Origin of the sequence: Pseudomonas sp. NPDC087358 (assembly GCF_044900785.1) — a bacterium.
Taxonomy (GTDB): Bacteria; Pseudomonadota; Gammaproteobacteria; order Pseudomonadales; family Pseudomonadaceae; genus Aquipseudomonas.
The window spans coordinates 134,836-148,172 of record NZ_JBJDOA010000014.1; the positions used below are offsets into that span (position 1 = coordinate 134,836).

Here is a 13,337-nt window from a genome sequence, read left to right on the forward strand (position 1 = left end):
TCAGGACTTTCATGATGGACGCGTTCGACCTCCCCGTTACCCTGGCCCATGCTCTGCAACAGCGAGCTGCCCTGACCCCTGACCGTCTGGCGTTGCGTTTTCTCGCCGACGACAAAGAGCAGGGCGCGGTGCTCAGCTATCGCGATCTGGACCTCCGGGCGCGAACCATCGCCGCTGCCTTGCAGGCCAGTGCCAGTCCCGGAGATCGTGCGATCCTGCTGTTCCCCAGCGGCCCGGACTACGTCGCGGCGTTTTTTGGCTGCCTGTACGCCGGGGTCATCGCGGTGCCGGCTTATCCGCCGGAATCGGCGCGTCGCCATCATCAGGAACGCCTGTTGTCGATCATTGCCGACGCCGAGCCACGTTTGCTGCTGACCCGCTCGACGTTGCGCGAGCCTCTGCTGCAGATGGACGAACTGCGCGCCGCCCATGCGCCGCAGCTGCTCTGCGTGGATGGTCTGGATCCTGCGCTGGCCGACGGCTGGCAAGCTTTGCAGCTGCGCGCCGATGACATTGCCTTCTTGCAGTACACCTCGGGCTCCACGGCATTGCCCAAGGGTGTGCAGGTCAGCCACGGCAATCTGGTGGCCAACGAACAACTGATCCGACGCGGCTTCGGCATCGACCTGAACCCGGACGACGTGATCGTCAGCTGGTTGCCGCTGTACCACGACATGGGCCTGATTGGCGGCCTGTTGCAGCCCATCTTCAGCGGTGTGCCGTGCGTGCTGATGTCGCCTGCGTATTTCCTTACCCGACCGATTCGCTGGCTCGAAGCGATCAGCCAATACGGCGGCACCATCAGCGGTGGTCCGGATTTCGCCTACCGCCTGTGCAGCGAGCGCGTCAGCGAAGCGGCGCTGTCACGCCTGGACCTGAGCGGTTGGCGGGTCGCGTACTCGGGTTCCGAACCGATCCGCCAGGACACCTTGCAGCAGTTCGCCGATAAATTTGCCGTCAGCGGCTTCAGCGACAGCAGCTACTTCGCCTCCTATGGCCTGGCTGAAGCGACGCTGTTCGTTGCCGGCGGTCAGCGCGGTCAGGGCATCCCGGCGCTGCGACTCGATGACCTGGCGCTGAGCCAGAACCGCGCCGAAGCGGGCAACGGCAGCACGGTCATGAGCTGCGGCAGCGCGCAACCCGACCACGCACTGTGCATCGTCGAGCCCGGCAGCCTGAATGAGTGCGGTGAAAATACCGTGGGCGAAGTCTGGGCGGCAGGCCCGAGCATCGCCCATGGCTACTGGCGCAACCCCCAGGCGTCGGCACACAGCTTCGTCGAGCGTGACGGTCGGACCTGGCTACGCACCGGCGACCTGGGCTTTCTGCGCGAGGGCCAGGTGTACATCACCGGTCGCCTGAAGGATATGTTGATCATCCGCGGCCACAACCTGTATCCGCAGGACCTCGAACAGACCATCGAGCGTGAAGTCGAGGTGGTCCGCAAGGGCCGGGTTGCGGTGTTCGCCGTCACCCTCAACGGCGAGGAAGGCATCGGCGTCGCGGCTGAAATCGGCCGCAGCGTGCAAAAACTGTTGCCACCCCAAGCGCTGATCAAGACGCTGCGCCAGGTGGTCGCCGACGCCTGTCAGCAAGCGCCGCACGTGGTGGTCCTGCTCAACCCCGGCGCGCTGCCAAAGACCTCCAGTGGCAAGCTGCAACGCTCGGCCTGTCGCGCGCGGCTGGCTGACGGCTCGCTGGACAGCTACGCCCGATTTCCCGATGCGCCGGGGCAGGCTGGCGAGGCGGCAAGCGAGTCGTCGAGCGATCTGCAAAGCCGTATCGGCCAGGTCTGGGCCGAGCACCTGCAATGCGCAAGCGTCAACGCCGACGATCACTTCTTCCTGCTGGGCGGCAACTCGATTCTCGCCACCCAAGTGGTGGCGCAGCTGCGTGAAATGCTCGGTGTGGCGCTTGATCTGCGCCTGTTGTTCGAGTCGCCGACCCTGAGCGAATTTGCCCGTCAAGTGGCGCTGCAGCCGGTCAACGACGGCGTCAGCCAAGGCGCGATCGCTCGCCTGCCGCGCCATCAGGCGTTGGCGCAATCGCTGGCGCAGAACCGTTTGTGGATCCTCTGGCAGCTTGAGCCACACAGCGGCGCCTACAACATCCCGGGAGCCTTGCGTCTGCGAGGCGAGCTGGACGAACGCGCCCTGCGCAACAGCTTTGCCCGATTGATCGAACGCCACGAGTCCTTGCGCACCCGCTTCGATGAACGTGACGGTCAGGCGCTGCAGTGGATCGACAGCGAGCCGGCGTTCTCCTTGAGCGTGGTCGACCTCAGCGACCTTGCCGAAAAACACCTGCGCGCCGAACAGTTGCGCGAAGACGATGCGCGCGCGCCCTTCGATCTGCGCAAGGGTCCGCTGTGGCGGGTCACGCTGATACGCGTGGACGAGCAGGAACACCTGCTGTTGGTGACGCTGCACCACATCATCGCCGATGGCTGGTCGCTGAACATTCTGATCGATGAGTTTTCCCGGCTGTATGCCGCTGCCTGCCACGGGCAGAGCGCCGACCTTGCGCCGCTGCCGGTGCACTACGCCGATTACGCTCACTGGCAGCGCAGCTGGCTGGCCGATGGCGAATCGGCGCGGCAACTGGCGTACTGGACGCAACAACTGGGTGATGAACAACCGGTGCTGAACCTGGCCTGCGACCACCCGCGCTCGGCACAGCGCCAGCACAGCGCCTCGCGCCTGAGCCTGCGCCTGGACGTTGCCCTGAGCGACGCCCTGCGCCAGACCGCACACCACCATCAAGCCACGCCGTTCATGCTGTTGCTCACGGTTTTCCAGACCCTGCTGCACCGCTACACCGGCCAGACCGACATCCGTATCGGTGTGCCCGGCGCCAACCGGCCGCGCCTGGAAAGCCAGGGGCTGATCGGGTTCTTCATCAACACCCTGGTGCTGCGCAGCGAAGTCGATTCGCGCCTGCCATTTGCTGCGCTCCTTGAGCGCACCCGTGAGGCGACGCTGGGTGCCCAAGGCCATCAGGATCTGCCGTTCGAGCAGTTGCTCGAAGCGTTCCCGCAGGCCCGCGAGCAGGGTCTGTTTCAGGTCATGTTCAACCATCAGCAACGTGACCTCAGCGCGCTGCGGCGCCTGCCTGGGCTGCTGGCCGAAGAGTTACCGTGGCACAGCCGCCAGGCCAAGTTCGACCTGCAACTGCACAGCGAGCAAGACCACAAAGGCAGGATCAGCCTGGCTTTCGACTACGCCGACGAGCTGTTCGACGCCACGACTGTGGCGCGACTGGCCGGGCATTTCGTCAGCCTGTTGCAACAGGTCAGCGACGATCCGCAGCGTGCCTTGAGCGACCTGCAATTGCCTGGCGTCGAGGAGCAAGTACAACTGCAGACCTGGAGCGTCGCGCCACGCAAGCCCGCGGCCCAGTGGCTGCCGCAGTTGCTCGATCAACAGGCCCGACAGACGCCGGAGCGCAACGCGCTGCTGTGGGACGGCGGTGATCTGGATTACGCCAGCCTGCACGCACAGGCCAACCGTCTGGCGCATTACCTGCGTGACAAGGGCGTGGGGCCGGATGTGCCGGTGGCCATCGCCGCCGAGCGTTCACCGCAACTGCTGATCGGCTTGCTGGCGATCATCAAGGCCGGAGGCGCTTACGTGCCTCTGGACCCGGACTACCCGGCCGAGCGTCTGGCCTACATGCTGGCCGACAGCGGGGTCGAACTGCTGCTGACCCAGAGCCAGTTGCTCGAGCGCCTGCCGTGCGCCGATGGCGTCGGTGTGATCGCCATGGACCTGCTCAAGCTGGACAACTGGTCGAGCCAGCCGCCAGGCCTGCACCTGCACGGCGATAACCTCGCCTACGTGATCTACACCTCGGGTTCGACCGGTCAGCCCAAGGGTGTGGGCAACACCCACGCCGCCCTGGCCGAGCGCCTGCAATGGATGCAGGCCACCTATGCGCTGGACGCCACAGACGTGCTGATGCAAAAGGCGCCGATCAGTTTCGACGTGTCGGTCTGGGAGTGCTTCTGGCCACTGATCACTGGCTGTTCGCTGGTGCTGGCCGGCCCTGGCGAGCACCGCGATCCGCAGCGGATCGCCCAGCTGGTTCAACAGTGGGGGGTGACCACGCTGCACTTTGTTCCGCCGTTGCTGCAACTGTTCATCAACGAGCCACAAGTGGCGGCGTGCAGCAGCCTGCGTCGGCTGTTTTCCGGTGGCGAAGCCTTGCCGGCCGGGCTGCGCAACCGGGTGCTGGCGCAACTGCCGGCGGTCCAGCTGCACAACCGTTATGGGCCGACCGAAACGGCGATCAACGTCACCCATTGGCACTGCCGTGCTGAAGACGGCGAGCGTTCTCCGATTGGTCGTCCCTTGGGCAATGTGGTCTGCCATGTCCTCGATGGCGAACTCAACCCCGTGCCTGCGGGGGTGCCGGGGGAGCTGTGGATTGGCGGTATCGGTCTGGCCCGTGGCTATCTGGGGCGTGCCGGCCTGACCGCCGAGCGCTTCATCGCCGATCCGCTGAGCCGTCAGGGTGCGCGTTTGTACCGCACCGGCGACCGTGCGCGCTGGACTGCCGATGGCGTCCTTGAGTACCTCGGGCGCCTGGATCAGCAGGTCAAGCTGCGTGGGTTTCGCATCGAGCCCGAAGAGATTCAGGCCCGGCTGCTGGCGCTGGCGGGTGTCGATCAGGCGCTGGTGCTGCTGCGCGATAGCGCGTCCGGCGCGCAGCTGATCGGCTATTTCACGGCCACCGATTCGAGCGTCGACCCGCAGCAGCAGATCGACAGCCTCAGAGCCGCATTGGCCGCCGAGCTGCCGGAGTACATGGTGCCCGCGCAGCTGATGCGCCTTGAAGCCATGCCCCTGAGCCCGAGCGGAAAACTCGACCGGCGCGCGCTGCCTGAACCTGTGTGGCAGCTGCGCGAGCATGTCGAGCCACACACGGACCTGGAACGCCAGATCGCGGCGATCTGGCGCCAGGTGCTGGGCGTGCCGCGTATCGGCTTGCGTGACGATTTCTTCGCCCTGGGCGGACACTCGTTGCTGGCGACGCAGATCATTTCCCGTATTCGTCAGGCATGCGATGTCGAGCTTGCGCTGCGGGTGTTGTTCGAAGCCAGCGAGCTGGGTGCCTTCGCTGCGCGCATCGCCGCGCTCAAGGCGAGCGGGCAGACCAACCAGCAATCGGCCATCGTCAGCATCGACCGCAGCCAGCCGGTGCCGCTGTCCTATTCGCAGCAGCGCATGTGGTTCCTCTGGCAGATGGAACCGGACAGCCCGGCGTACAACGTCGGCGGCATGGCGCGCTTGAGCGGTGTGCTTGACGTCGGCCGGTTCGAAAGCGCGCTGCAGGCCTTGATCATGCGTCACGAAACCCTGCGCACGACCTTTCCGGCCAGCAACGGGGTGGCCCGTCAGCAGGTATCGGCCCAAGCCGGTGTGCACCTGCAATGGATGGACGTCTCGGCACTGGACAGCGCCGCGCAGCAGCAACGGCTGCAACAGCTGGCCGATGACCAGGCGCACACGCCGTTCAACCTGGAAACCGGTCCCTTGCTGCGCGCCTGGCTGGTCAAGGCCGGCGAGCGGGAGCATTACTTCGTCCTGACCCTGCACCACATCGTCACCGAAGGCTGGGCGATGGATATCTTCGCCCGGGAACTGAGTGCGCTTTACGAAGCCTTCATCGACGACCGCGAATCGCCGCTGGCGCCCCTGCCGGTGCAATACCTGGACTACAGCGTCTGGCAGCGACAGTGGATGGAAGCCGGTGAGCGGCAGCGCCAGCTCGACTACTGGACCGCGCAGCTGGGCCATGAACATCCGCTGCTGGAACTGCCCGCCGACCGTCCGCGCCCGCCAGTGCAGAGCCACCGGGGCGAGCTGTACCGCTTTGATCTCAGTGACGAGCTGGCGGCGCGGGTGCGCGCCTTCAATGCCGCGCACGGCTTGACCCTGTTCATGACCATGACCGCCGCGTTGTCGGTGCTGTTGTATCGCTACAGCGGGCAGACCGATCTGCGCATCGGCGCGCCAGTGGCCAACCGCATCCGTCCCGAAAGCGAGGGCCTGATCGGCGCGTTCCTCAACACTCAAGTGCTGCGTTGCCAGCTCGACGGGCAGATGCGTGTCGCCGAGCTGTTCGAACAGGTGCGCCATACGGTCATCGACGGTCAGTCGCACCAGGATCTGCCGTTCGACCATCTGGTCGAAGCCTTGCAACCGACGCGCAGCGCGGCCTACAACCCGCTGTTTCAGGTGATGTGCAATGTGCAGCGCTGGGAATTCCAGCAGAGCCGGACGCTGGGTGGGATGACGGTCGACTATCTGGTCAACGATGCCCGCGCGACCAAGTTCGACCTCAATCTGGAAGTCACCGATCTGGACCAGCGTCTGGGTTGCTGCCTGACCTACAGCACCGATCTGTTCGATGAGCCACGCATCGCGCGCATGGCCGAGCACTGGCGCAACCTGCTGCAGGCGCTGATCGCCGATCCCGATCAACGCTTGAGCGAGCTGCCGTTGCTGGCGCCAGGCGAACAGCAGACTCTGCACCAGAGCCTCGGCGCCGAAACCGGTGAGCAGCGTCTGGATCAATGCCTCCACAGCCTGTTCAGCCAACAGGTCGCGGCGCGTCCGGATGCCCCGGCGTTGACCTTCGCAGGCCAGACCCTGAGCTATCGTCAGCTCGATGAGCGGGCCAATCGCCTGGCCTGGCGCCTGCGTGAGCAGGGTGTCGGGCCGCAGGTCCGCGTCGGGCTGGCGCTGGAGCGCTCGCTGGAGATGGTGGTTGGCCTGCTGGCGATTCTCAAGGCCGGTGGGGCCTATGTCCCGCTGGACCCGGAGTACCCGCTGGAGCGCCTGCACTACATGATCGAAGACAGTGGCATCGGTCTGCTGCTGAGCCATGCGGCGCTGCTCAAGGGGCTCGGCGCATTGCCTGCGGGCGTGGCGCGCTGGTGCCTGGAGGATGACGGCCCGGCGCTCGCGGATTACCCGGCCAGCGAGCCGCCGCTGAACACCCTGGCGCAGCATCAGGCGTACCTGATCTACACCTCGGGTTCCACCGGCAAACCCAAGGGCGTGGTGGTCTGCCACGGTGAAATCGCCATGCACTGTCAGGCGGTGATTGCTCGTTTCGGCATGCGCCCTGATGACTGCGAGCTGCATTTCTATTCGATCAACTTCGACGCCGCCACCGAGCGCCTGCTGGTGCCATTGCTCAGCGGCGCGCGCGTGGTGCTGCGCGCTCAGGGCCAGTGGGATGCGCGAGAAATCTGCGAGCTGATTGCCGAGCAGAAGGTCAACATTCTGGGCTTCACCCCCAGCTATGGCAGCCAGCTGGCGCAATACCTGGCCACGGCGCAACGGACGCTACCGGTGCGCATGTGCATCACCGGAGGCGAAGCGCTGACCGGCGAGCATCTGCACCGCATTCGCGCGGCATTCGGTCCGCAGCTGTTCTTCAACGCCTATGGCCCGACCGAAACGGTGGTCATGCCGCTGGCGAGTCTGGCCCCCGAAACGCTGGAAGAAGGCCAGGCCAGCGTGCCGATCGGCAGCGTGGTCGGCGCACGGCTGGCGTACATCCTGGATGCCGATCTTGCCTTGCTGCCACAGGGCGCAACCGGTGAACTGTACATAGGCGGAGCAGGCCTGGCGCAGGGTTATCACCAGCGTGCCGGGCTGACCGCCGAGCGTTTCCTCGCCGACCCGTTTGCCCCTCATGGCGGGCGCATGTACCGCACCGGCGATCTGGTGCGTCAGCGCGCCGATGGCCTGGTGGAGTACCTGGGGCGGATCGACCATCAGGTGAAGATTCGCGGTTTTCGCATCGAGCTGGGCGAGATCGAAGCCCGTCTGCTGGAGCATCCAGCCGTCCGCGAAGCGGTGGTGCTGGCAGTGGACATGCCCGGCGGTAAACAGCTGGCGGCTTATCTGGTCAGCGACGTGGCCGGGCAGGACGAAGACGCTCAAGGGCAACTGCGCGAAACGCTCAAGGCTCAGCTTAGAAGTCAATTGCCCGACTACATGGTGCCGACGCACCTGATCGGCCTGGCGCGCATGCCGCTGACCGCCAACGGCAAGCTTGACCGCAACGCCTTGCCGGCCCCGGATCCGGAGCTCAATCGTCAGCGTTACGTGGCCCCGAGCAGTGAACTGCAGCAGCAGCTGGCAGGCATCTGGTGTGAGGTGCTGAACCTGGGGCAGGTGGGCTTGAACGACAACTTCTTCGAGCTGGGCGGTGATTCGATTCTGTCGATTCAGGTGGTCAGCCGGGCGCGCCAGTTGGCGATTCATTTCACCCCGCGTGACCTGTTCCAGCACCAGACCGTGCAGACCCTGGCCCTGGTTGCCACGCGCAGCGAGCAGATCCGCGCCGAGCAGCAGCCGCTGACCGGCGCGTCGGCGCTCACGCCCATTCAGCGCTGGTTCTTCGACAGTGAGATCCCCCAGCGCCAGCACTGGAACCAGGCGCTGGTGCTGGAACCCACTGGCGTTCTGGATCCGCACGCGCTGGACCAGGCGTTGCTGGCCGTTGGGCAGCACCACGATGCCCTGCGGCTGAGCTTCACCTGCCGCGACGGTCAATGGCACGCCGAACACCGAGGCATGGCTCAGACAGGTGTGCTGCGCCAGGTGCAGGTGGCCGACATGGCCGAAACTGCCGCGCTGTTCGACGACGCCCAGCGCAGCCTGGATCTGCAGCATGGGCCGCTGCTCTGCGCCTTGCTGGTGGATGGGCCGCTGGGCCAGCAAAGGCTGCTGCTGGCGATCCATCACCTGGTGGTGGATGGCGTCTCCTGGCGCATCCTGCTCGACGATCTGCAAGGGGCCTATCGGCAGATACTGGCCAGCGAGCCTCTGAAACTGCCGGCCAAGACCAGTGCCCTGCGTGACTGGGCGCAGCGTCTTGAGGCTTACGGCGCCAGTGAGTCGTTGCGTGAGGAACTGGCGTTGTGGCAAGCGCAACTGGCTGGCCCCGCGCTGGATCTGCCGGGCCTTCGGGTCGAAGGCGGCCGGCAGAACAAACACGCGCAGACCGTCAGCGTACGGCTGGACGCAAACCGTACACGGCAACTGCTGCAACAGGCACCGGCGGCGTACCGCACGCAGGTCAACGACCTGCTATTGACCGCGCTGGCGCGGGTTGTCGGGCGCTGGACCGAACAGCCGTCGACGGTGATTCAGCTCGAAGGCCACGGCCGTGAAAACCTGTTCGACGACATCGACCTGACCCGTACCGTGGGCTGGTTCACCAGTGCCTATCCGGTCCGCCTGCAGGCCGTGGAGGCCGGGCAGGGCGACTCGATCAAGGCGATCAAGGAACAACTGCGCGGCGTGCCGCACAAGGGCCTGGGCTATGGCGTGCTGCGCTATCTGGCCGATCAGGCCAGCCGCGATGCAATGGCCGCGTTGCCGGTGGCGCCGATCACCTTCAACTACCTCGGTCAATTCGATCAGAGCTTTGCCGACGATGCGGTGTTGCGCCCCATGCAAGCGTCGGCCGGTCAGGCCCACGATCCGCATGCGCCACTGCCCAACGAGCTGAGCATCGACAGCCAGGTCTACGGCGGCGAGCTGGTGCTGCGCTGGACCTTCAGTGGTGAGCGTCACGCGCGTGACACCATCGAGCAGCTGGCCGCTGCCTACGTCGAAGAACTGGGCAGCCTGATCGCTCACTGCATCGGCGACCAGGCAGGTGGCCTGACGCCGTCGGACTTCCCGCTGGCACGCCTGACCCAGACGCAACTGGACAGCCTGCCGGTGGCCTGGACCCAGATCGAGGACGTCTATCCCCTGACCCCGATGCAAGAGGGCATGCTGCTGCACACCCTGCTCGAACCGGGCACCGGCCTGTACTGCATGCAGGACCGCTACCGCATCGACAGCGCACTGCAGCCTGAGCGTTTTGCCATGGCCTGGCAGGCGGTGGTCGCCCGGCATGAGGCGCTGCGCGCATCGTTCTGCTGGAACGTCGGCGAGGACATGCTGCAGGTGATACACAAGCCCGGCAGCACGCCGATCGATTACCTGGACTGGAGCGCCGAGCCCGAGGACAGTCATGAGCCACGGTTGCAAGCGCTGCTCAAGACCGAGCGCGAAGCAGGATTCGATCTGCTGCATCAGGCACCTTTGCACCTGCGCCTGATCAAGCTCGGGGCAGCGCGCTACTGGTTCATGATGAGCAATCACCACATCCTCATCGACGCCTGGTGCCGTTCGTTGCTGATGAACGATTTCTTCGAAATCTACAGCGCCCTGGGTGAAGATCGTCAAGCCCGCTTGAACCCGCCGCCGCGTTATCGCGACTACATTGGCTGGTTGCAAAAGCAGAGCCTGGACCAGGCGCGGCAGTGGTGGAAAAACAACCTCAAGGGCTTCGAGCGCACCACCCCGATCCCCAGCGACCGACCGTTCCTGCGTGAACACGCCGGCGACAGCGGCGGCATGCTGGTGGGCGACTGCTACACGCGGCTGGATGCGGCCGATGGCGTGCGTCTGCGCGAACTTGCCCAGCAACAGCAACTGACCGTCAATACTTTCGCGCAGGCAGCCTGGGCGCTGGTCCTGCGGCGCCTGAGCGGTGAGCGTGACGTGCTGTTCGGCGTGACCGTGGCCGGGCGTCCGGTGGAACTGCCGCAGATGCAACGCACGGTCGGCCTGTTCATCAACAGCGTCGCCCTGCGCGTCAGACTGCCCGAGGATGGCGAACGCTGCAGCGTGCGCCAGTGGCTTGGCCAGTTGCTCGAGCGCAACATGGAACTGCGCGAGTACGAATACCTGCCGCTGGTCAGCATCCAGGAAAACAGTGAACTGCCTAAAGGCCAGCCGTTGTTCGACAGCCTGTTCGTGTTCGAGAACGCGCCGGTGGACGTATCGGTGCTCGATCACGCCATGAGTCTGGCGGCGACTTCCGATTCCGGACGCACGCACACCAATTTCCCGCTGACCGCCGTGTGCTACCCCGGCGACGAACTGGGGCTGCATCTGTCCTATGACCAGCGCTACTTCGAGCAGTCCAGCGTCGAGCGCCTGCTGGGTGAGTTCAAACGCCTGCTGCTGGCGCTGATGCATGGCTTGCATGGGCAAATGAACGATCTGCCGCTGCTCGCTGAACAGGAACAGGCGTTCCTCCTGCAGCGCTGCAACCAGAGCGAACATGCCTACCCGCTGGAGCAGAGCTACGTCTCGCTGTTCGAAGCGCAGGTCGCCGCGCACCCGCAGCGAATCGTTGCGACCTGCCTTGATGAACAGCACAGCTTTGAAACCCTCAACCTGCGCGGTAACCGTCTGGGCCATGCGTTGATCGCAGCCGGGGTGCGCGTCGATCAGCCGGTGGCGTTGCTCGCCGAACGCAGTCTGGACCTGCTGGGTATGATCATCGGCAGCTTCAAGGCCGGGGCGGGTTATCTGCCGCTGGATCCGGGCCTGCCGAGCCAGCGCCTTGGGCGCATCATCGAAATGAGCCAGACGCCGGTGCTGGTGTGCACAGCGGCGTGCCGGGAACAGGCGCAAACCCTGTTGCAGGCCTATTCCTGCGCAGGCAGGCCACGACTGCTGGTCTGGGAAGAGGTGCAGCACAGTGCCTGGCCGACCGGCAATCCGGGCGTCCACAGCGCGCCGGGCAATCTGGCCTACGTGATCTATACCTCCGGTTCTACCGGCCTGCCCAAGGGCGTGATGGTCGAGCAGCGCGGTATGCTCAACAATCAGCTGAGCAAGGTGCCGTACCTGCAACTGAGCGAAGCTGACGTGATCGCCCAGACGGCATCGCAGAGTTTCGATATTTCTGTCTGGCAGTTCCTCGCCGCGCCGCTGTTCGGGGCGCGGGTGGACATCGTGCCGAACGCCATCGCCCATGATCCGCAAGCGCTGCTGGCCCATGTCCAGGCGCATGGCATCAGCGTGCTGGAAAGCGTGCCTTCGCTGATTCAGGGCATGCTGGCGCAGGAGCGAATGAGCCTCGATGGCCTGCGCTGGATGCTGCCGACCGGTGAAGCGATGCCACCGCAACTGGCGCAACAATGGTTGCTGCGTTATCCGCAGATCGGTCTGGTCAACGCCTATGGCCCGGCCGAATGCTCGGATGATGTGGCCTTCTATCGTGTCGATCTGGCCTCCACTGGCGGCAGCTACCTGCCGATCGGCACCCCGACCGACAACAATCGCCTGTACCTGCTCGACGGCGCCCAGGCGCTGGTGCCGCTGGGCGCCGTGGGCGAACTGTGCGTGGCCGGCACCGGGGTCGGGCGCGGCTATGTCAGCGATCCGGCGCGCACGGCACTGGCGTTTGTGCCGAGCCAGTTCGGGACGCCGGGCGAGCGTCTGTACCGCACCGGCGACCTGGCCCGTCGCCGCGTCGATGGGGTGCTGGAGTACGTCGGGCGCATCGACCATCAGGTGAAGATTCGCGGCTACCGGATCGAGCTGGGTGAAATCGAGGCGCGCCTGCACGAGCAAGCGCCAGTGCGCGATGCCGCGGTCAGTGTTCAGGAGGGCGTCAACGGCAAGCACCTGGTGGGGTATCTGGTGGCAGCGGATGCGGCGCACAACCCAAGCGAGCAGCTGGAGCGGATCAAGCAGCGACTGCGTGAGGAACTGCCCGAGTACATGGTTCCGCTGCACTGGCTGTGGCTCGAGCGCCTGCCGCTCAACGCCAACGGCAAGCTGGACCGCAAAGCCCTGCCGGATCTGCAGATCGGCCAGTTGCACGGCGCCGATTACCTGGCGCCGCGCAACGCGCTGGAACGCACCCTGGCCGACATCTGGGCGCAGGTGCTCAAGGTCGATCAGGTCGGCGTACGGGACAACTTCTTCGAGCTGGGCGGACATTCGCTGCTGGCAACGCAAATCGCCTCCCGCGTGCAAAAAGCCCTGCACCGGGAAGTGCCCCTGCGTGCGATGTTCGAATGCAGCACCGTCCAGCAACTGGCCGAATACATCGACGGCCTGCAAGCCAACCAGGTCAATGAGGACAGCATGGACCGCCTCAGCGACCTGATGGCGGAGCTGGAGGATTTGTAAGGGGGCCGGATGCGCCGCCTGCTTTTGATTCTGGCCGAAGGCCGTGGGAGCTTGGCTTGCCAGCGATCTGCCGGGCACCGGCAGTGAAATCAGGCCACTCGGTGTGTCAGGTGCATACCCTTCACAGGGTTTACTGGCGCTTCGCGCCAGATCGTCGGCAAGGTGGAGCGCCACCCCGGCGGACTCCCACGCCCTCCGGGCAGAAGCGATCGGCATCTGTAGTCCTGCGGGTAGAAGCGATCACCTCTCCTGCGCCGCCTGCTTTTGATTCTGGCCGAAGGCCGTGGGAGCTTGGCTTGCCAGCGATCTGCCGGGCACCGGCAGTAG

General features: G+C 65.4%; 1 protein-coding gene. It reads left to right on the forward strand.

What is annotated here, in order from left to right:
* The first annotated feature begins 11 nt into the window (after positions 1 to 11).
* Positions 12 to 13,010 carry a non-ribosomal peptide synthetase gene (locus ACI2KS_RS25585; RefSeq protein WP_404623807.1) on the forward strand — a complete coding sequence of 4,333 codons (12,999 nt, stop codon included), beginning with the start codon at positions 12 to 14 and terminating at the stop codon, positions 13,008 to 13,010.
* Positions 13,011 to 13,337 lie beyond the last annotated feature (327 nt).